We start from the raw sequence: 21,080 nt of genomic DNA on the forward strand, positions 1-21,080 counted from the left end.
GATTTCTTGTACGGGTGCGCGCGGGGTCGGACGCGGACAGGCGGGGGGAGTGGGACGGCATGAGCCCGAGGAAGCGCCCGAAAAAGAACGCGTCGGCGATGAAGATGCTGGGAGCCCAGCTGGCGGCGCTCCGCAGGGCGGCCGGCCACACCCAGCGCTCGCTCGGCGAACGCGTGGCAGCCGACGAGGAGACGATCGCCTCGATCGAACAGGGCAGGCGCCCGCTGAAGGCAGACCTGGCCGAGGTGCTCGATGCACTGCTGGACGCGAAGGGAGCGCTGACGGCGGGAGTCGAGAACCTGCCGGAGATCGACCTGTTTCCGCTGTGGGCCGAGGAGTTCATGGACCAGGAGCGCGAAGCAATCGCGCTGTCTCTATACGGAAACCAGGTCTTGCCCGGCCTGCTCCAGACTGAGGCGTACGCGCGGGCCGTCTTCCGTAGCCGCGTCCCTGTCTACGACGAGGACGAGATCGAGACCTTCACCGCCGCGCGGATCGAGCGCCAGGCAATCCTGCGCCGCAAGGCCCCACCAACCGTCAGTTACGTCGTCTGGGAGCCGGTGCTCCGCTTCCCCCTAGGAGGTCGGGAGGTCTACAAGGAGCAACTCCACCACCTGCGCGTGGCGTCCGAACGGCCGGGTCTCACCCTCCAGTTCCTGCCGCTGGACCGGGTCACCCACGCGGCACTCGACGGTCCGTTCGTCTTGATGGAGACCCCCGATCACCAGCACCTCGCCTACGCCGAAACGCAGCGCGGCAGCCAATGGGTGTCCGATCCCGATGACGTCTCCATCCTGGCGCGAAGGTATGCCATGCTGCGAGCACAGGCCCTCACCCCGGAAGACTCCCAGGGCCTACTGGACCATCTGCTGGGAGAGCAATGAGCATCGGACTGCACTGGTTCAAGTCGACGTACAGCGGCAGCGACGGCGGTGAGTGCCTGGAAGTCGCCTACGCATGGAGAAGGTCCAGCCACAGCAGCGAACAGGGCGGCGCCTGCGTCGAAATCGCCACCTGCCCCACCGCAGTCCACGTCCGGGACTCCAAGATCCCCGACGGCCCCACCCTCACGCTCGCTCCGTCCGCCTGGTCGCACTTCGCGACGTACGCAGCCGACGGCGCACGTCTGCGCTGACCCGGCTGCTGCGGCCCGTGCCAGAGCCGGGCGGCCCCTGGGGCCTTGGTCGCTTCTGGTGTGGGGGCCGCCTTTTCCGGAGTGTGGCGTCGGAGGCCCGGCCCTCAAGGGCGCTCCTGCGTCGCGTCGCCTTCGGCGATTGCGCTTCGCTTTGACCCTTGACCGCCGAACCTCCGCCGCATTGCTTCAGGGGGGCGGCCCCCGGAAGGAAGCCCACGGGGAAGGCTCGGAAAGTGGCCGCTCGCCGTCGCCGACCGACGGGCTCGGTGGGTGGGGCGCGGCAGCTTCCGGGGGCGGCTCGGCCCCAGTCTCAGCGACTGCGGCGACGGCCGTTGGTGCGACACCACCACCGCGCCGCAACGCACACCGGCAGCGGGGTGTTCCCACCGGGGCATGCGACGGCTCAGCCGGCCTATGTGGTTCGAAACCCGCACATGGCGAGGTGAAGCGCAAAGGGTGTGACGAGCGGGGCGGGAGTCGCATTGCTCCTCACGAAGTGTGGGTTTTGAACCACGCGCACGGCACGGCCCCTCGCTGCTGGACGCCGTAGCGTGTTCGCGGACAAGGTGCCTCCGCCGCGCGAGGTTCTGACGCTGCGGGGGTGCGCTCCGACAGGTCCGTTGCTCGACGCCCTGTCAGCCACCGGGGGGGAGCACCGGACTGCTCGGTGACGTGTGCGTCGAAGTCTGGGCAGGTCCGCGTGGGGGCTCAACCTGACGGCCACCCTGCGCGATGGCAGAGGCTCTCGTCGGGCCCGGGGGCTACTTCAGCCGGGAGTGGAACGCGTTCGCGGTCGTTCGGCTGCTCGAACGCCGTGGTGCGCACGTCCTTCTCCAGTAGGGGTCAGCCGGCCGCCACCGCCGCTCCCGTACCGACGAACAGCACGCCCGTGGTCCGCTCCCAGCGTCGGCGGAACACCGGCCGGGCCAGCAACCCCCGGAGCTTGGCGGCCACTACGACCACCCACGGCCAGTACAGAACGCCGATCAGCACATCGAGCACGCCGAGCAGCAGGATCTGACTCGTCACGGAGCCACCACCGTCGATGAACTGCGGCAGGACGCTCAGGAAGAACAGAGCGGCCTTGGGATTGAGCACGTTGGTCAGGAATCCCTCCGCGAAACTGCCGCGCTTCGTACCGTGTCGGTCGTCCGGTGCGCCCGCCGCCTCCGGTCCCCTCCCGGCGGCCAGGAAGGCCCGTACGCCGAGGAACACGAGGTACCCGGCTCCAGCCAGCTTGATCGCGGTGAACACCACGGCCGATTGGGCCGCCACGACGGACAGCCCGAACGCCGCCGCCGCCATGTGCACGCACAACCCCGCCTGCGCCCCCAACGCGGCCGCCCACCCCAGCGCCCGCCGCCGGGCCGCAGCCCTGACGATGACGAGGAAGTCCGGCCCCGGAACGACGTACGCGAGCAGTACGACCCCTACGAACCCCACTAAGTTGACCGACATCCGCGATTCTCCCCATCGGTACGCAACGCTGAGAAAGCCCTACGGCCCTCGCGTACCCGAGTTCACGGCCCCCACGACGAACGGCAGCCCGGGCAGCCTCGTCGGCAACCGACCCCACCCTGCGGCGGAACGCCGGCCAGGTACGAGGGGTCGGTCGGCCCGTGACTCTTCATCCACAGTCGACGCACCCCGGCACAACCACTGGGCCTGCTGTGACGGCTGGGGCGACCGTCCCTCGTCATCTGCGGGTTTTGCTCCAACCCGCCCACCCACGGCCCCAAGCACGTGGCCCGGAATGGCGGTGTCGCACCAACAACCGTCGCCGCACCCGCCGAGACTGGGGCCGCACCACCCCCGGAAGCTACCGCGCCCCACCCACACACCCGACAGCCACTGAGCCGGCCCGCACCGCATACGACATGGCGTGCTGGGCGTTTTTCTTGGGCCGTCCCCTGTTGAGCGTCAGCGGTGGGCCGGGGTGGTGGGTCAAGGGTGAAGCGAAGCGCAATCGCCGCAGGCGACGCGACGCAGGAGCGCCCTTGACGCACCACCCCGGCCCACCGACCCTGAAGCGCCAGGGACGGCCCGAGAACCACCCCGCCGAACAACCAGTGGTACGGCCGAGAACCACCCCGCCGAACAACCAGTGGTACGCCCCCAGTCACACCCCCCCCCAGAAGCAACAAGCGGTCGGCCCCCCGGCCTACCCCTCCCGCCCGATCCCCCGAGCGACTTCCGTCGCCCAGTACGTCAGGATCATGTTCGCCCCGGCGCGCTTGATGCCGAGCAGCGACTCCATGATCGCCTTCTCCCGGTCGATCCAGCCACGCTCCGCCGCCGCCTCGATCATCGCGTACTCACCACTGATCTGGTACGCCGCCACCGGCACGTCCACCGCCTCCGCGACCTTCGCCAGCACGTCCAGGTAAGGCCCGGCCGGCTTCACCATCACCATGTCGGCGCCCTCGTCCAGATCCAGCGCCAGCTCCCGCATCGACTCCCGCAGGTTGGCCGGGTCCTGCTGGTACGTCTTGCGGTCGCCCCGCAGCGACGAGCCGACCGCCTCGCGGAACGGCCCGTAGAAGGCCGACGAGTACTTCGCCGTGTACGCGAGGATCGACACGTCCTCCTTGCCGATCGTGTCCAGCGCGTCGCGGACGACGCCGACCTGGCCGTCCATCATTCCGCTGGGGCCGACCACGTGCGCCCCCGCGTCCGCCTGGACCTGCGCCATCTCGGCGTACCGCTCCAGCGTCGCGTCGTTGTCGACCCGCCCGTCGGCGTCCAGCACGCCGCAGTGCCCGTGGTCGGTGTACTCGTCCAGGCACAGGTCGGACATGATCACGAGGTCGTCGCCGACCTCGGCCCGTACCTCCCGCAGCGCGACCTGGAGGATCCCGTCCGGGTCGGTCCCCGCCGTGCCCGCCGCGTCCTTCTTCTCATCGGCCGGTACGCCGAACAGCATGATCCCCGCGACGCCCGCCTCCACCGCCTCGACGGCCGCCTTGCGCAGCGTCTCCAGCGTGTGCTGCTGGACGCCCGGCATGGCCGAGATGGCCACCGGCTCGCCGATGCCCTCCCGTACGAACGCCGGAAGGATCAGATCGGCCGGATGCAGCCGGTTCTCGGCGACCATGCGGCGCATGGCGGGGGTGGTACGCAGCCGACGGGGCCGGGCCCCGGGAAAGGATCCATACACAGTCATGCCAAACACGCTACGCCGCCCCGACGACAGCTTTTACCGTCACCCCGTCGGCACCATCGCCACCCATGAACCCAGCCGACGCCCCACCCGGCACCCCACCTAACGCGGAGGGCCGGAACCCTGGGCATCGCCCCAGGTCCCGGCCCTCACCGCACGGCTATCTACGCGCACCGCGCCCCGCGCAGCACACCCCTCTACCCGTACGCCCCTACGTCGTCCGCCGACGCCGCGACCCCGGCCGCCGCTCGCTCGGCCGCGTCACGTGCTCGCCGGCCTCGATGGCCGCCTCGCGGCGCTGCGTACCGAACGCCGCGAGCGCCTCGGCCAGCTTGTGCACCGACGGCTCCGGCGAAAGGACGTCCACCCGCAGGCCGTGCTCCTCCGCCGTCTTCGCCGTCGCGGGACCGATGCACGCGATCACGGTCACGTTGTGCGGCTTACCCGCGATCCCGACCAGATTCCGCACCGTACTGCTCGACGTGAACAGAACGGCGTCGAACCCGCCGCCCTTGATCGCCTCGCGCGTGTCCGCCGGCGGCGGCGACGCCCGCACGGTCCGGTACGCCGTGACGTCGTCGACCTCCCACCCGAGCTCGATCAGCCCGGCGACCAGCGTCTCCGTCGCGATGTCGGCCCGCGGCAGGAAGACGCGGTCGATCGGGTCGAAGACCGGGTCGTACGGCGGCCAGTCCTCCAGCAGTCCCGCCGCCGACTGCTCCCCGCTCGGCACGAGATCCGGCTTCACGCCGAACTCGACCAACGAGGCGGCCGTCTGCTCACCCACCGCGGCGACCTTGATCCCCGCGAAGGCACGAGCGTCGAGCCCGTACTCCTCGAACTTCTCCCGGACGGCCTTGACGGCGTTCACGCTCGTGAAAGCGATCCACTCGTACCGCCCGGTGACGAGCCCCTTGACCGCCCGCTCCATCTGCTGCGGCGTACGCGGCGGCTCGACGGCGATCGTCGGCACCTCGTGCGGCACGGCTCCGTAGGACCGAAGCTGGTCGGAGAGCGACGCCGCCTGCTCCTTCGTACGCGGAACCAGTACCCGCCACCCGAACAGCGGCTTCGACTCGAACCACGACAACTGCTCTCGCTGAGCAGCGGCGCTGCGCTCGCCGACCACGGCTATGACGGGCTGGTGGCCGTCGGGCGAGGGCAGCACCTTCGCCTGCTTCAGGACCTGGGCGACCGTGCCGAGCGTCGCGTTCCACGTCCGCTGCCGCGTGGTCGTACCGGCGATGGTGACGCTCATCGGCGTGTCGGGCTTGCGCCCGGCCGAGACGAGCTCACCGGCGGCCGAGGCGACCGCGTCCAGCGTCGTCGAGACGACGGCCGTGGCGTCGCTCTGCCCGATCTCGGACCAGCATCTGTCGTCGGCGCTCCGGGCGTCGACGAAACGCACGTCCGCCCCCCGCCCGTCGCGCAGCGGCACACCGGCGTACGCCGGCACGCCGACCGCCGACGCGACACCGGGCACGACCTCGAAGGGGATGCCCTCGGCGGCGCAGGCGAGCATCTCGTCGCCGGCGTTGCCGTCGAGGCCGGGGTCGCCGGAGATCGCACGGACGACCCGCCTGCCGCCCCGTGCGGCCTCCATGACAAGATTGACCGCATCCCTGATCGCGGGGATACCGGCGGCTGTTGACGCATCGTCAACCACCGTCAGCTGCGGTGTGTTCACGCCCGGCCGGGCATGAGTACGTACGACATCGAGCACATGCGGCTCGGCGATCAGCACGTCCGCGCTCGCGAGCGCCTCGACGGCGCGCAGCGTCAGCAGACCGGGGTCACCGGGTCCGGCGCCGAGGAAGGTGACGTGCCCGGCTACGGGGAACGCCGAAGGTACTGACGTAGAGGTGGTGGTGGGGCTCATTGTGCTCGCTCCCCCATAAGACCGGCCGCACCCTTCGCGAGCATCTCGTCGGCGAGTTCGCGTCCGAGAGTGATCGCGTCGTTGTGCGACGTGGGTACGGGACCGGTAGTGGACAGCTGCACCAGCTCGGCGCCGTCGGGGGTACCGACGACACCGCGCAGGCGCATTTCGTTGACAACCTGTCCGTCGGCCAGCAGGTCGGCCAACGCACCCACAGGTGCGCTGCAACCGGCCTCCAGGGCGGCGAGCAGGGATCGCTCGGCGGTCACGGCGGCCCGCGTGTGCGGGTCGTCGAGCTCGGCGAGCGCGGCAGCGAGTTCAACGCGCGTGGCGGCGCACTCGATTGCCAGGGCCCCCTGGCCGGGGGCGGGCAGGACGACGTCGACCGGGAGGAATTCGGTCACCTCGTCGGTCCTGCCGATGCGGTTGAGGCCGGCGGCGGCCAGGACCACCGCATCCAGTTCCCCGCTCCGTACATATCCGACACGAGTGTCGATGTTCCCGCGGATCGGCACGGTCTCGATGTCGAGGCCGTGCGTCCGCGCGTACGCGTTGAGCTGCGCCATGCGGCGCGGCGAGCCGGTGCCCACCCGCGATCCGGCGGGCAGCCGCGCCAGCGTGAGTCCGTCGCGCGCGACGAGCACGTCGCGCGGGTCCTCACGCTCCGGCACGGCGGCCAGCGTCAGATCGTCCGGCTGGGCGGTCGGCAGGTCTTTGAGGGAGTGGACCGCGAAGTCCACCTCGCCCCTCAGCAGCGCGTCGCGCAGGGCGGTCACGAAGACGCCCGTACCGCCGATCTGCGCGAGCTGCTCCCGCGAGACGTCTCCGTACGTGGTGATCTCCACCAGCTCGACGGGGCGCCCGGTGATCCGGCGCACCGCCTCGGCGACGTGTCCCGACTGGGCCATGGCGAGCTTGCTGCGCCTGGTCCCCAGCTTCAAGGCATCAGTAGTCATGCCCGGCCTCTATTCCCACCGTCAGGGGTGTCGTTCAGGTCGGCCCTGCTGACGGCGGCGACCGTCTGCGGGTCGAGGTCGAAGAGTTCGCGCAGCGCGTCCGCGTACCCGGCGCCGCCGGGCTCGCTGGCGAGCTGCTTGACCCGCACGGTGGGCGCGTGCAGGAGCTTGTCGACGACGCGGCGCACGGTCTGCGTGATCTCCGCGCGCTGCTTGTCGTCCAGTCCGGGAAGCCGCCCCTCCAGCCGGGCGACCTCGTTCGTCACCACGTCGGCGGCCATGCTGCGCAGGGCGACGACGGTGGGCGTGATCTGCGCGGCGCGCTGGGCGGCGCCGAAGGCCGCGACCTCGTCGGACACTATGGTCCGCACCTGGTCCACATCGGCGGCCATGGGCGCGTCGGCGGAGGCCTCGGCCAGCGACTCGATGTCCACGAGCCGTACGCCGTCGAGCCGGTGCACGCCCGCGTCGATGTCCCGCGGCATGGCGAGGTCGAGCAGCGCGAGCCGTACCGGCGCGCCGTTCGGCACACCGGCCCGCTCGCGGGTACGCGGCTGAGCCACGGCGGTGCCGTTGTCGGCCCAGGCGCCGTGCTGCTCCATGGAACCGGCGTCGGCGCCCTGCCGCGCGGCGGGCACGACAGCCCCGCCGGCACCGGCACCAGCACCAGCACCAGCACCAGCACCAGCACCAGCACCAGCACCAGCACCAGCACCAGCCTCGCCCGCACCGGCGGGATCGGCGATCACGGGGCAGCCCGCGGCCGCGTCCGTACCCGCGCCGTCCGCGCCACGGCTCACCGCGGAGGCCGCGGCCGTGGCGTGGTCGGCCGTCACCCCGAGGGCACGTGCGACGTTCTCCGCCGTGAGCACGAGGCCTGTGGCGCCCGTGCAGGACACCACCACGTCGACTCGTGTCAGTTCCCGCGCCACATCGGCCATCGGCACGGCTCGCGCGACACCGCCGGTCTCGCCCAGGATCTCCGCCAGCCGCTCCGCCCGCGCCTGCGTGCGGTTCGCGACGACGACCTCGGCCACTCCGGTCCGTACGAGCGTCGCCGCGGCCAGCGAGGACATCGAGCCCGCGCCGATCACCAGCGCCCGCTTGCCCGCGGCCCACTCGCCGACCGACATCCCACTGCCCAGCGCGAGCTGTTCGAGGCCGAAGGTGACGAGCGACTGACCGGCCCGGTCGATGCCGGTCTCGGAGTGCGCGCGCTTGCCGACCCGCAGCGCCTGCTGGAAGAGGTCGTTCAGGAGCCGGCCCGCGGTGTGCAGTTCCTGCCCCAGCGCGAGCGCGTCCTTGATCTGGCCGAGGATCTGCCCCTCGCCGACGACCATCGAATCGAGCCCGCACGCCACCGACAGCAGGTGGTGGACGGCCCGGTCCTCGTAGTGGACGTACAGGTAGGGAGTGAGTTCCTCGAGACCGACGCCGCTGTGCTGCGCGAGCAGCGTGGACAGCTCGGCGACACCGGCGTGGAACTTGTCCACGTCGGCGTACAGCTCGATGCGGTTGCACGTCGCGAGCACGGCGGCCTCGACCGCCGGCTCCGAGGCGAGCGTGTCCTGGAGCAGCTTGGCCTGCGCCTCGGCGGTCAGCGACGCCCGCTCCAGCACACTGACCGGAGCGCTGCGGTGACTCAGCCCGACTACCAGAAGACTCATGCCGGCATCACCGCGGGGACGTCCCCGTCGGGTCCCTTCCGGCTCGCGGCGGCAGCGGCGGCCGCGGCCGCCGTGTCGGCGCGCAGCGACGGCGGCGTCACGGCGTCGCCCGCCGCGCCGGCCACGGCGGCGGCTTCCTCGCCGGCCTTGCGCTGCTCGTGGAAGGCGAGGATCTGCAGCTCGATGGAGAGGTCGACCTTGCGTACGTCGACCCCGTCCGGCACCGACAGGACGGTCGGCGCGAAGTTCAGGATCGAGGTCACACCGGCGGCGATGAGCCGCTCGCTGACCTGCTGGGCTGCGCCCGCCGGGGTGGCGATCACGCCGATGTGGACGCCGTTCTCACTGATGATCTTCTCGAGATCGTCGGTGTGCTGAACGGGCATCCCGGCGACCGGCTTGCCCTTCATGGCGGGGTCGGCGTCTATGAGCGCGGCGACCCGGAAGCCGCGGGAGGCGAACCCGCCGTAGTTGGCGAGGGCCGCGCCGAGGTTACCGATGCCGACGATGACAACAGGCCAGTCCTGCGTGAGGCCCAGCTCGCGGGAGATCTGGTAGACGAGGTACTCGACGTCGTACCCGACCCCACGCGTCCCGTAGGACCCGAGGTACGAGAAGTCCTTGCGCAGCTTCGCGGAGTTGACCCCGGCCGCGGCGGCGAGCTCCTCGGAGGACACCGTGGGGACCGAGCGCTCGGAGAGCGCGGTCAGGGCGCGCAGATACAGCGGAAGTCGGGCGACGGTGGCCTCGGGAATGCCTCGGCTACGGGTCGCCGGTCGGTGAGTTCGGCCAGTTGCCACGGTGCTCCTGCGGGATGAGCGGGGCTGCAGGCGGCCGTATGTACCAAGACCGCCCCGTCGCATGCAGGCTATGCCTTTGTGAACGCGTGCACAAAGATGGTGTCCGTTTTGTCCGCCCAAAGTGACCGGGGTCACGCACGCCGCCCGGCCGCTTACGGAACCCCGCACCGGTCGAGCTCGTTGAAAGTCCGAAGGGGGCAAAACCGTCCACACTCCTCACGCCTACGCCCCCGAACCACCCGAACCCCCCGCCGCCCCGCCTTCCGGCGGCCCGACCGCCCCGCCGGTCAGCCCCCCAGCGCCTTGCGCAGCCGCCCGGGGTCCACCCGCCAGAAGGTGTGCTGCTCGCCGTCGACGAGGACGACCGGGATCTGCTCCCAGTACGCCCGGTTGAGCTCCTCGTCCCTGGTGATGTCCTTCTCCTCCCAGGGCACACCGAGCTCCCCGCACACCTCGCTCACCACGCCCCGCGCGTCGTCGCACAGATGGCAGCCCGGCTTGCCGAGCAACGTGACCATCCGCTCGCCCGGCTTCCTCTTCGTGTGCGTACGTCGCAACAGGGGACTCATGACGCCATTCTCGCCCCCGTCCGGCGCCCCGGGACCGCCTCGGCCCGTTCGCCCCGTCACACCAGCGCCCCGGAGAGTTCACGCCGCCGCATCCCGGCAGGTCCGGAAGTACCGAACAGACTGGCTATGCTCACGGCATGGCCGCACTGGGATGGCTCACCCCCCGCAGGCGCTCGGCGACAGCCCGCAGCGTGCTGGCGGGAGAGGCAGCAGCCGAGGCAGCACGCAAGACGTCGCTGGAGCAGGAAGAGTTCGAAGCGGCGTACTCCGGCGGGCCCGCGAGGCCCGAACCGGTCTTCCCCGTCGTCGGTGACGACCGGGCCGCCGCCTTCTTCGACCTGGACAACACCGTCATGCAGGGCGCCGCGATCTTCCACTTCGGCCGCGGCCTCTACAAGCGCAAGTTCTTCCAGCGCCAGGAGCTGGCCCGCTTCGCCTGGCAGCAGGCGTGGTTCCGCCTCGCCGGCGTCGAGGACCCCGAGCACATGCAGGACGCCCGCGAGAGCGCGCTGTCCATCGTGAAGGGCCACCGCGTCTCCGAGCTGATGTCCATCGGCGAGGAGATCTACGACGAGTACATGGCCGAGCGCATCTGGCCCGGCACCCGCGCCCTCGCCCAGGCCCACCTCGACGCGGGCCAGAAGGTCTGGCTGGTCACGGCCGCCCCCGTCGAGACCGCCACGATCATCGCCCGCCGCCTCGGCCTGACCGGCGCGCTGGGCACGGTGGCCGAGTCGGTCGACGGCGTATATACGGGCAAGCTCGTCGGCGAGCCCCTGCACGGCCCCGCGAAGGCGGAGGCGGTGCGCGCCCTGGCCGCCGCCGAGGGTCTGGAGCTGGCGCGCTGCGCGGCGTACAGCGATTCGCACAACGACATCCCGATGCTCTCGCTCGTCGGACACCCGTACGCGATCAATCCCGACGCGAAGCTGCGCAGGTACGCCCGGGAACGCGAGTGGCGGCTGCGCGACTACCGCACCGGCCGCAAGGCCGCCAAGGTCGGCATCCCGGCGGCCGTCGGCGTCGGCGCCCTGGCCGGCGGCACCGCCGCGGCCCTGGCCCTGCACCGCCGCCGCCGCTAGCACGGGCAATCCCGGGTCCCTACCCGTCGCGGACTCCCGCCAGTCCCGCCACGTCCACTCGGGCACAACGCATCCAGCAATCACGCAGATTACGAAGTGATCCGATCAACAACTGATCACGAACTGCTACTTGAACCGCCGTCGAGACGCAACAGAAGCGACGGAATCGATGATTTTAGCAACTGGGTGTAGCACTGCCTGTACGAAGCGTTATTCTCCTCAGACGCATACCGGACTCCACCCGTCAGCACGACGAGTGACCGGTCTAGCACTGAACGTGTTGGAAGCTCTGCCTCTGGGAGTCCCGTGTACCCACACGTCGGGGTTGACGCCTCGGGCCTGGCTACGCTGCGCGCAACGGTCGTGGACCGCTTGCGCGGCTTCGTCCCCACCGCGTACGCCGTCCCCGCCCTTGCCACCCCTGCACTTGTCGGCCCCTGCTATGCCCTGGCCGACGGCGGTGCGGCGGTCGGCAGACGCAGCCGCGGCGCCGGCTCGGGCACCGGCACGTCCACCGCCCGTCGGCCCAGCGCCGACAGCGACAGCGCACGCATGATGGACCTCGTCGAACGCGCTCAGGCCGGCGAGGCCGATGCGTTCGGCCGCCTCTACGACCAGTACAGCGACACGGTCTACCGCTACATCTACTACCGCGTCGGCGGGAAGGCGACAGCGGAGGACCTGACGAGCGAGACGTTCCTGCGCGCCCTGCGCCGCATCTCCACCTTCACCTGGCAGGGCCGCGATTTCGGCGCCTGGCTGGTCACCATCGCCCGCAACCTGGTCGCCGACCACTTCAAATCGAGCCGATTCCGCCTCGAAGTGACCACCGGCGAAATGCTCGACGCCAACGAGGTCGAGCGCAGCCCGGAGGACTCCGTCCTCGAATCCCTCTCGAACGCGGCCCTCCTGGAAGCGGTCCGCAAGCTCAACCCGCAGCAGCAGGAGTGCGTGACCCTGCGCTTCCTGCAGGGCCTGTCGGTCGCCGAGACGGCTCGCGTGATGGGCAAGAACGAGGGCGCGATCAAGACCCTCCAGTACCGGGCCGTCCGCACCCTGGCCCGACTGCTGCCGGACGACGCCCGCTGAAACGCGCCCGCGCACGCCCGCCGATCGACCGAAAAGTGTCACCGTCAGTGACGCGAGAGCGACCCTCCATGACGCCCTCCATGACGTTGTGGTCCGATCATCCTTCGCGCGTAACCCAAGTGCCGAGACGCTCGTTGTGCGGGATGCAGGCTCCCTGCGGTCACGCCATGTCCGCAGCCACTCACTCGATCGTGTGGATGTGCTCATGGCGTGCAACCTTCCGGACCCCCAGGGGAGTCGATCGTCATGACGAGAGGAGGTGCCGCCAGTGATCGCGAACGTATCGGCGCACCGGCGGGCGAACGCCTTCGCCCAAGCGCTGGAGGCACAGACGCCCCAGGGCACGGCGGCAGATCAGCCCGAAGAAACGGCCGAAGGGCCGGAGACCACACGGCTCTTGGCCCTGGCGAACGGTCTCGGCGAGCTGCCGTCACCGGAGTTGGACCCCGAGGTCAAAGTCGTCCAGCGGGCCCAGCTCATCGCCGCCATGGAAGCGATGGTCGCCGAAGGCGGCGCGCCGACGGGCCCTACGGTGCCCGAGCAGCGGACCGGACGGGGCACCCACCGGGCCTCCCCGCTCCGGAAGCTGCGCCCGCGCTCCCGCTGGTCGAAGGGCATCGCAGCGGGCGGGCTCACCGTCGGTGTGGCCGCAGGAGCCTTCAGCGGAGTGGCCGCTGCGAGCTCCGACGCCCTGCCGGGTGATTCGCTGTACGGGCTGAAGCGAGGCATGGAAGACGTCAAGCTCGGCATGGCCGGCGACGACGCCGACCGTGGCGAGATCTATCTCGACCAGGCTTCGACCCGCCTCATGGAGGCTCGCCGCCTCATGGAGCGCGGCCGGGCCGGCGATCTCGACCACGAACAACTGGGCGAGGTCAGGCGCACGCTGAGCGGTATGACGCACGACGCCGGCGAAGGCCACCGCCTTCTCAGCAGGGCGTACGCGCGCGACGGCTCCATCGGCTCCATGCAGGCCCTGTCGTCGTTCGCCAGGTCGCACCGCGAGGCATGGAGCAGTCTGCGCGAGCGGCTGCCGGTGCAGCTGGCCGACGTGGGCGACCAGGTGAGCTCGGTCTTCGACGCCATAGACGAAGAGGTGGCCCCGCTCCAGTCGCTGCTTCCGCGCCCCCCGAAGTCCCCGGAGAACGCCGAACGCCCCGGCGGCTCGACCCAGGACCGTACGGGCACACCCGGAACGGACCGGCCCGCCCCTTCCACCACCACGTCCTCGGGCGGCCGTACGGGCGACGACACCCGGCCGAACCCGTCCGCACCCCGCAGCACCGCCAAGGACGAGGGGCTCATCGGCGGCGCGCCGGGCGACCTCCTCGACCCGCCGTCGGCCGACACGGCGACCCCGTCGTCACCGGACGCCAAGGACAAGACCCCCAAGGCCCCACCGGTCCCGGACGTCACGGTCCCCCCGCTGCTCCCCGGCATCCTGCCGGGCCTGGGCATCGAGGAGGAGAACGCGCCGTAACACCGCACGCAGACCGACCGTGGGCCCGCTCTCCGCCGGAGACCGGGCCCACGCCGTTCAGCCGTACGGCCTAGAAGAAGACGGACCGCCGCTGCACCAGCAGCTTGTACAGCGTGTGCTGGATCTGCTCCCGCACCTGGTCCGTCAGGTTGAACATGAGCATCGGGTCCTCCGCCGCCTCCGCCGGATACCCGTCCGTGGGAATCGGTGCCCCGAACTGGATCGTCCACTTCGTCGGCAACGGCACCGCCCCCAACGGCCCGAGCCACGGAAACGTAGGCGTCAGCGGGAAGTACGGAAGCCCCAGCACCCGCGCCACCGTCCGCGCGTTCCCGATCATCGGGTAGATCTCCTCGGCGCCCACGATCGAGCAGGGGACGATCGGCGCCCCCGCCCGCAGAGCGGTGGAGACGAAGCCGCCCCGCCCGAACCGCTGCAGCTTGTACCGCTCGCTGAACGGCTTCCCGATCCCCTTGAAGCCCTCCGGCATCACCCCGACGACCTCGCCGCGCCGCAGCAGCTCCTCCGCGTCCTCCGCACAGGCCAGCGTGTGCCCTGCCTTGCGGGCCAGCTCGTTCACGACCGGCAGCATGAACACCAGGTCCGCCGCCAGCAGCCGCAGATGCCGCCCGGCCGGGTGGGTGTCGTGCACCGCCGCCTGCAGCATCAGCCCGTCGAGCGGCAGCGTCCCCGAGTGGTTGGCGACAATGAGCGCCCCGCCCTCCGACGGGATGTTCTCGATGCCCTTGACCTCCACCCGGAAGTACTTCTCGTACAAGGGCCTGATCATCGACATCAGGACCTTGTCGGTGAGCTCCTCGTCGTACCCGAACTCGTCGACCTCGTAGTCACCGGTCAGCCGCCGCCGCAGGAACGCGAGCCCGCCCGCGATCCGCCGGTCCCAGCCGCCCCCGCCGCCCGGACCCGCCTGCGGCTCCTCGGACGCCCCCAGGGCGGCCTCCGCGACGACCGCGTCGTCCGGCGCCGGGTGCTGCTCCGGTACGGGCGCGAGCGGGCCGCTCTTGCGCCCCGGCAGCCGCTTGCCCTTGGCCTCCTTGCCGGCGGCGCCGGCACCGCCGTCCCTGGGCTTGGGCCGGGCCCGCCTGGTCCGCGGATCATCACCGAAAGGGATGACCTTGGCATCGGCCATGTCAGGTGCACTCCTTGCTGACGAGAGTGGAGAGCCGGTCGACGGTACGGGCGACAGCCTCGGGCGGCAGCAGCCCCGCGCCCCGGCTGCGCGCGAAGTCCGAGAAGGTTTCCACCGTCGTGTACTTGGGCTCAAAGCCCAGTGTCTCGCGCATCTGGGTGGTCCTGACGACCCGTCCGTGCGTCAGCAGCCGGATCTGCTCGGGCGAGAAGTCGGTCACCCCCACCGTCCGCAGCGCGGTCCCGACCCAGGTGACGGCGGGCAGCAGCACCGGCACGGTCGGCCGCCCGAGCCGCCGCGAGCACTGAGAGAGCGTCACGACACCGTCGCCGGCGACATTGAAGGTGCCGCTGTTCATCGTGCCGCGCCGCGCGTCGTGCGCGGCGACGCGCAGCACGTCGATCACGTCGTCCTCATGGACGAACTGCAGCCGGGGGTCGTAGCCGAAGACCGTCGGCAGCACCGGCAGCGAGAAGTAGTCGGCCAGCGGGGAGTCCGCGCAGGGCCCCAGGATGTTGGCGAACCGGAGCACGCACACGGCCACGTCGGGCCGCCGTCGGGCGAAGCCCCGTACGTACCCCTCGACCTCGACCGCGTCCTTGGCGAAGCCTCCGCTCGGCAGCGACTTCGGCGGCGTGGTCTCCGTGAAGACGGCGGGATCGCGCGGCGCCGACCCGTACACACTCGTGGTGGACTTCACGACGAGCCGCTGCACGGTCGGAGACTTCTGGCACGCCCCGAGCAACTGCATCGTGCCGATGACGTTGGTCTCCTTCACCGACGTGCGACCGCCGGTGCCCAGCGGCGTACCGGTGACGTCCATGTGCACGACGGTGTCGACGCCGTGCTCGGCGAGCACGCGCGCGATGGCCGGCTGGCGGATGTCGGCCTGTACGAAGTCGGCGGCACCCAGATGATGCTCGGGCGGGACCTGGTCGACGCCGACCACCCGGTCCACGTCGGGGTCACGCTGGATGCGACGTACGAAACGGCCGCCCAGCTGCCGGGCCACACCTGTGACGAGCACGACCTTGCCCAAGATCAGCGCCTTCCCTCGGTCTCCCCTGGCGCCACCGTAGCGGTTGCACGTTGCGCTGTGATGACCGCACGGCGGCCGAAGTGACTGCAGACACACATGGGCTACACGGGGCGCACGAGCCGAACGGCCCAGCACGCACCACAGCCCTCCCACCATGACGGTGGGAGGGCTGCGGATTCACGTACAGCTGCCGCTTACTTCTTGTTGCGACGCTGAACGCGGGTGCGCTTGAGCAGCTTGCGGTGCTTCTTCTTGGCCATCCGCTTGCGCCGCTTCTTGATAACAGAGCCCACGACTACCCTCGCTCACTTCTCTTCACTCGGTGCGGGGCGTCTGGGCCCACACGACCTACGAGGGCCTAGCCTACCCGCCACCGAGAGAGGGACGTAATCCGAGGCCACCGTCAGGCCGATTCCACCCCCACAAAGGACTCGCGGAGGTACTCGTGAACTGCTTGCTCCGGAACCCGGAAGGACCTGCCCACCCGGATCGCCGGCAGATGACCGCTGTGCACCAAGCGGTACACGGTCATCTTCGACACTCGCATCACCGAGGCGACTTCCGCCACGGTCAGAAACTTGACCTCGTTGAGAGGCCTCTCGCCAGCAGCCATGACCCACCTGTACCTTCCGCACCCGACGCGCACCGGCTTCCCCTCCGGTGACTCTTCGTCGTTGTGCGCTCACTCCCAGACTAGGGGCGGGTGATGCGAGTGGGGAAGAGGAGCAGCCATCCGACGCCTACCGTGACAGACACGCTCGATTGAGTACATAGCGAGTAAGCGGTCGGTAGTAATCGGACCGCACCGCATCGTCAAGCGGAACGGCGACGGACACCCGCCCCTCGGCCTCACCGACGAACAGCGCGGGATCATCCACATCCGCCAGCCCAATGGCCTCGAACCCCAGCTGACCTGCACCGCAGACCCATCCATGGTCCCCCACGACAAGGCCCGGCAAGGGCCCTCCACCCTCCTCGGCGGCAGCGAGGGCGACCCTAACCGGGAGGGGAGAATGGCTGTGTGCGCCGGTATCACTCACGGAGCCGCGTGCGCCGGGTTCGCGCACCAGCGCGACGCCTCGTACGTAGTCGAGGTTGTACGTGCGTACGCCGAACCGGGTCGTTATGTCGACACATCGCCCCTGCGCGGGTGTGAGGACAAGACATCCCGCCGCCGACAGGGCGTCTGCGAGATCGGCGTAGAAACCGAGCAGCCGGTGCGGATGCCCGGTCCCGAACAACACCGGCACCCGCTGCGCGGCAGCCTCCCCCAGCCGCCCCGCGAACGCCTCCAGCCCGGCCAGCGTCCGCTCGGGGTCGATCACATCGGCCCCGCTCACACACCCGGGGTCGTCGGAGACCCCGCACTTCGCGGCCATCAGGGCCATGACATCGGCGGCGCCCCAGGCCCACTCGGGATCGAGCCCCAGCAGCACCCGGGGATCACGCGCGGCGAACAGCCGGTAGCTCCGCAGGCTCGCCTCCCGCGAGGTGGCCACGGTCCCGGCCAGCCGGGACGCCAACAGATGCGCACGCAAAGCGCCGGTACTCAGCACCCTGCCGATGCTCCCCCACCCCCACCCCCCTTTCCCCCAAAAGCCCAAACAGACCCCACACTTGGCGTAACCCCCACCCGCTCCCTCCGGGCCCCGCGCCGAGCACAACCCCCGACACCACCCACCCCAACGGGCGTCCGCGCCGGCCCCACCCCCGGCCTCGCACGCCAAGGTGCCGGGAGGGGACGCACCGGCGCGCTCCCCCCAGGGTGTCGAACGCAACCGCCCAGAAGCGCGCCGAGTACCGGGATCGTTCGGCACCCGGGGAGACGCCCCGGGGCGTCACCGACCCCCCGCCCCCGCACATCCCCGGCCGACGCCAGCCCCCCAGCAGCGCCCCAGCCCCCGCCGACCCGGCGGCCCCGCCGCTCGACACCCCCGCTAAGCCAGCAACCCCCGCAACGGAAACACCGCCCGCCGAGCCGCCAGCACCGCCTGGTCCAGCCGGTCCGCGGGGTCGTACCCCGCGTCCCAGCTCCCCCACACCGGCTTCACCCCGTCCGTCATCCGTCCCGGCCCCAACTGCCGCGTACGCGCGTACACTTCGTCGCGCCAGGACGCCGGGATCACCGACTCCGGATCAACCGGCCGATGCGCCGCGATCCCCACCAGATGCGTCCACGACCGCGGAACGACATCCACCACCGCATAACCCCCGCCCCCCAGCGCCACCCACGCCCCACCGTCCGCATACGCGTGCGCGAGCTCATGGCACGCCGTCTGCACCGCCCGCTGCGCGTCCAGCGAAACCGCCAGATGCGCCAGCGGATCCTCGAAGTGCGTGTCCGCGCCGTGCTGCGTGACGAGCACCTGGGGCCGGAAGTCCGCCAACAGCTCCGGCACGACCGAGTGAAACGCCCGCAGCCACCCCGCGTCCCCCGTCCCCGCCGGCAGCGCCACATTCACCGCCGACCCCTCCGCCGCCCCGCTCCCGCCCGTCTCCTCCGGCCACCCGGTACCCGGGAACAACGTCCGCGGATGCTCGTGGAGCGAGACCGTCAGCACCCGGGGGTCGTCCCAGAACGCCGCCTGGACCCCGTCGCCGTGGTGCACATCCACATCCACGTAAGCGACCCGCTCCGCCCCCAGCTCCAGCAGCCGCGCGATCGCCAACGACGCGTCGTTGTAGACGCAGAACCCCGCCGCGCTCCCCGGCATCGCGTGATGCAGCCCGCCCGCGAAGTTCACCGCGTGCGCCGCGTCCCCGCGCCAGACCGCCTCCGCCGCCCCCACCGACTGCCCGGCGATCAGCGCGGAGGCCTCGTGCATCCCCGCGAAGGCCGGGTCGTCGAGGGTCCCGAGCCCGTACGACTGGTCCGCCCCCCGAGGATCCGCCGAAGCCGCCCGCACCGCCGCCACATAGTCCTCGCGGTGCACGAGCCGCAGCGTCGAGTCCCCCGCGGCCGGCGCGGCGACCACGTCCACGGCCTGGTCGAGCCCGTACGCCCGTACGAGCCCCATGGTCAGGGCGAGCCTGACCGGGTCCATCGGGTGGCTCGCCCCGAAGTCGTAACCCGTAACCGCGTCATCCCACATCAACAGTGCGCGCCCGCTCATGCCCGCCACCGTATCGGTCGCTCCCGGAGGCGAACGACCGGGCGTACACCAGCGTCACCAGCACCAGAACCATCGGCACGAGCATCGCCCCGCGATAGCTCCACGCGTCCCCGAGCGCCCCCACCAACGGCGCGCCCACCAGAAAACCCACGTAATTGAACACATTCAGCCGGGCCACCGCCGCGTCACTCGCCGCCTCCGGGAAGATCCGCCCCGCCGCCGCGAAGGTCTGCGGCACGATCACGCACAGCCCGAAACCCAACATCGTGAACCCGAGCATCCCCACGCCCACACCCGGCGCCCCCGCCACCACGGCGAACCCGCCGGCGGCCAGCAGCGCCCCGGCCCGCACCACGGCGACCGCCCCGAACCGCCGCACCCCGAAGTCCCCCACGGTCCGCCCCACGAGCGTCGTGACCATGTAGACGTTGTACGGAAGCGTCGCCGTCTGCTCCGACGAACCGAGCACGTCCTCCAGGTACTTGGCGCTCCAATTGGAGACAGTCGAGTCCCCGATGTACGCGAAGGTCATCACCAGGCACAAGGGCAACAACAACCGAAAGCCACCCGAGGCCCCCGCCTTCCCCCCGCCTTCGACACCCCCGGCACTCGCACCCGAACCCACACCGTCGACGAACCACCGACTCCCGACGAACACCACAGGCAGCAGCACAGCGGCCACCGGCAGGTACGACACGAACAGCGCCAGGTCCCAGCGCGCCCCCACCCACGCGAGCGACGCCCCCACGATCCCGCCGAGGCTGTACGCCGCATGAAAGCCGAGCATGATGCTGCGCCCGTACGCCCACTGAAGGCTCACGCCCAGCATGTTCATGGACGCGTCCAACGCCCCGACCGCCACCCCGAACACGCCCAGCGCGACAGCCACTTGCCACAGCTCGCTCCCGCCCCCGACCCAGAGCAACGCCAGCAGTACGACCGGCTGCGACCACCGCAGTACGACGCTCGGCCTGACCCGCTTCACCAGCACCTCGGTGGCGACACTGCCCACCCCGGCCAGCATCGGCACGGCGGCCAGAAAGAGAGGCAGCAGCCCGTCGGATATCCCGTACCGCTCCTGAACAGCCGGCAGCCGCGTCACAAGCAGCGCGAACGCCACGCCCTGCGCGAAGAAGCTCAACCCCAGGGAAGCCCTGCCGTGCCGCAGGCGCGCGTCTGTCATGGCCGCACAGCGTAGGCCCGTCACCTACCCAGAGGTAGAGATCGGTCAGGCGAGCAATTCCGGCAGCTCACTCAGATCCGAGAAGCACCCGTTCGCTCCCGAAAGCCTGTCGGCCGGGGTCATCGCCGTGAAGCCGTACACATCCATCCCGGCCGCCCTGGCCGCCTCGACCCCGAGCGGACTGTCCTCCACCACCACACACCGCTCCGGCGGTACGCCCATCTGTGCGGCGGCGTGCAGGAAGAGATCCGGTGCCGGTTCGCCCCGTCCGACGTCCTGCGAGCTGAAGATCCAGCTGTCCTCGAACCACTCGTCCAGCCCCGTCGCCAGGTGCCCGACCCGAATCCGTTCGTGACTGCCGGAGGACGCGAGACAGTACGACACGCCGTCCGCCACCAGCCGCCCCAGCAGGTCCTCCGCTCCGGCGACCGGCTTCAACTCCTGCTCGAAGGCGGCGAAGATCCGGGCGTGCAGCGTCTTGTCGAAGTCCTCGGGCAGCCGCTGCCCGGACCGCTCCAGCACCAGGTCGTGGATCCGGTGCACGGCCGATCCCATGAAGTCCCGCAGCGAGTCCTCGTACGTGGTCGGGTGCCCCAGCTCGCTCAGGTAGCCGGCGAGGATGGTGTTCGAGATCGGCTCGCTGTCCACGAGCACGCCGTCGTTGTCGAAGATGATGAGGTCGTAGCGCATGACTTGACCTTAAACGCAAAAAAGCCCCGGCCCCTGGACATAAGTCCAGGGGCCGGGGCATAAAATTTGTTCGGCGGCGTCCTACTCT

At 70.7% G+C, this 21,080-nt stretch carries 20 protein-coding genes; 5 read left to right on the forward strand and 15 right to left on the reverse strand.

What is annotated here, in order from left to right:
* The first annotated feature begins 59 nt into the window (after positions 1–59).
* Together IE185_RS29500 and IE185_RS29505 are read left to right on the forward strand one after the other, a co-directional pair.
* Positions 60–884, forward strand: coding sequence for a DUF5753 domain-containing protein (locus IE185_RS29500; protein WP_138899099.1), 825 nt, complete (start codon positions 60–62; stop codon positions 882–884).
* Positions 881–1,135 (forward strand): DUF397 domain-containing protein, encoded by a 255-nt coding sequence (locus IE185_RS29505; RefSeq protein ID WP_138899100.1) that lies wholly within the window; start codon positions 881–883, stop codon positions 1,133–1,135. Before IE185_RS29500 ends, IE185_RS29505 begins: the two co-directional genes overlap by 4 nt.
* A gap of 843 nt (positions 1,136–1,978) precedes the next feature.
* Here the strand turns inward: IE185_RS29505 and IE185_RS29510 are convergent.
* The 7 genes from IE185_RS29510 to IE185_RS29540 form a co-directional block, all read right to left on the reverse strand.
* Positions 1,979–2,593: a LysE family translocator gene (locus IE185_RS29510; protein ID WP_189716355.1), complete on the reverse strand. Its 615-nt coding sequence runs from the start codon at positions 2,591–2,593 to the stop codon at positions 1,979–1,981.
* 703 nt (positions 2,594–3,296) lie between these two features.
* Positions 3,297–4,298, reverse strand: a complete 1,002-nt coding sequence (hemB, locus tag IE185_RS29515) for a porphobilinogen synthase (protein ID WP_189716357.1) — start codon at positions 4,296–4,298, stop codon at positions 3,297–3,299.
* A 208-nt stretch (positions 4,299–4,506) separates the two neighbouring features.
* Entirely contained in the window at positions 4,507–6,174 is a 1,668-nt protein-coding gene (locus IE185_RS29520) for a bifunctional uroporphyrinogen-III C-methyltransferase/uroporphyrinogen-III synthase (protein ID WP_138897762.1), read from the reverse strand.
* Positions 6,171–7,130, reverse strand: coding sequence for a hydroxymethylbilane synthase (hemC, locus tag IE185_RS29525; RefSeq protein ID WP_138897763.1), 960 nt, complete (start codon positions 7,128–7,130; stop codon positions 6,171–6,173). The genes IE185_RS29520 and hemC overlap by 4 nt, the downstream gene beginning before the upstream one ends.
* Complete coding sequence (locus tag IE185_RS29530; RefSeq protein WP_138897764.1) at positions 7,127–8,797, reverse strand: glutamyl-tRNA reductase; 1,671 nt, start codon at positions 8,795–8,797, stop codon at positions 7,127–7,129. Before IE185_RS29530 ends, hemC begins: the two co-directional genes overlap by 4 nt.
* Complete coding sequence (locus IE185_RS29535) at positions 8,794–9,597, reverse strand: redox-sensing transcriptional repressor Rex (protein WP_138897765.1); 804 nt, start codon at positions 9,595–9,597, stop codon at positions 8,794–8,796. The genes IE185_RS29530 and IE185_RS29535 overlap by 4 nt, the downstream gene beginning before the upstream one ends.
* Positions 9,598–9,884: 287 nt before the next feature.
* Positions 9,885–10,166 (reverse strand): glutaredoxin family protein, encoded by a 282-nt coding sequence (locus IE185_RS29540; protein WP_138898686.1) that lies wholly within the window; start codon positions 10,164–10,166, stop codon positions 9,885–9,887.
* 137 nt (positions 10,167–10,303) lie between these two features.
* On the opposite strand from IE185_RS29540, the gene IE185_RS29545 reads away from it, so the two are divergent.
* From IE185_RS29545 to IE185_RS29555, 3 genes are all read left to right on the forward strand, one after another.
* Positions 10,304–11,248 (forward strand): HAD family hydrolase, encoded by a 945-nt coding sequence (locus IE185_RS29545; protein WP_138898687.1) that lies wholly within the window; start codon positions 10,304–10,306, stop codon positions 11,246–11,248.
* A gap of 306 nt (positions 11,249–11,554) precedes the next feature.
* A complete protein-coding gene (locus tag IE185_RS29550) occupies positions 11,555–12,337 on the forward strand; it encodes an ECF subfamily RNA polymerase sigma factor, BldN family (RefSeq protein WP_069927590.1) in 783 nt (260 codons plus the stop codon).
* 268 nt (positions 12,338–12,605) lie between these two features.
* A complete protein-coding gene (locus tag IE185_RS29555; protein ID WP_138898688.1) occupies positions 12,606–13,817 on the forward strand; it encodes a DUF5667 domain-containing protein in 1,212 nt (403 codons plus the stop codon).
* A gap of 70 nt (positions 13,818–13,887) precedes the next feature.
* On the opposite strand, the gene IE185_RS29560 is transcribed toward IE185_RS29555, so the two are convergent.
* The 8 genes from IE185_RS29560 to IE185_RS29595 all read right to left on the reverse strand — a co-directional run bounded on the left by IE185_RS29560 (position 13,888) and on the right by IE185_RS29595 (position 20,992).
* Entirely contained in the window at positions 13,888–14,967 is a 1,080-nt protein-coding gene (locus IE185_RS29560; protein ID WP_189716358.1) for a lysophospholipid acyltransferase family protein, read from the reverse strand.
* Position 14,968: 1 nt separating this feature from the next.
* Positions 14,969–16,006 (reverse strand): NAD-dependent epimerase/dehydratase family protein, encoded by a 1,038-nt coding sequence (locus IE185_RS29565; protein WP_138899154.1) that lies wholly within the window; start codon positions 16,004–16,006, stop codon positions 14,969–14,971.
* Positions 16,007–16,200: 194 nt separating this feature from the next.
* A complete protein-coding gene (locus tag IE185_RS29570) occupies positions 16,201–16,299 on the reverse strand; it encodes a 30S ribosomal protein bS22 (RefSeq protein ID WP_003948845.1) in 99 nt (32 codons plus the stop codon).
* Between the two features lie 110 nt (positions 16,300–16,409).
* On the reverse strand, positions 16,410–16,619 hold the full coding sequence (locus IE185_RS29575; protein WP_158687078.1) for a helix-turn-helix domain-containing protein: 210 nt from the start codon (positions 16,617–16,619) through the stop codon (positions 16,410–16,412).
* Positions 16,620–16,746: 127 nt separating this feature from the next.
* Positions 16,747–17,562, reverse strand: a complete 816-nt coding sequence (locus IE185_RS29580; protein WP_189716360.1) for a phosphatase — start codon at positions 17,560–17,562, stop codon at positions 16,747–16,749.
* Positions 17,563–17,943: 381 nt separating this feature from the next.
* Complete coding sequence (locus tag IE185_RS29585; RefSeq protein WP_189716362.1) at positions 17,944–19,119, reverse strand: acetoin utilization protein AcuC; 1,176 nt, start codon at positions 19,117–19,119, stop codon at positions 17,944–17,946.
* A complete protein-coding gene (locus IE185_RS29590) occupies positions 19,088–20,302 on the reverse strand; it encodes an MFS transporter (RefSeq protein WP_189716364.1) in 1,215 nt (404 codons plus the stop codon). Before IE185_RS29590 ends, IE185_RS29585 begins: the two co-directional genes overlap by 32 nt.
* A gap of 45 nt (positions 20,303–20,347) precedes the next feature.
* Positions 20,348–20,992, reverse strand: coding sequence for an HAD family hydrolase (locus IE185_RS29595; RefSeq protein WP_138899711.1), 645 nt, complete (start codon positions 20,990–20,992; stop codon positions 20,348–20,350).
* Positions 20,993–21,080 lie beyond the last annotated feature (88 nt).

Source organism: Streptomyces chryseus, from assembly GCF_014650755.1.
Lineage (GTDB): Bacteria > Actinomycetota > Actinomycetes > Streptomycetales > Streptomycetaceae > Streptomyces > Streptomyces chryseus.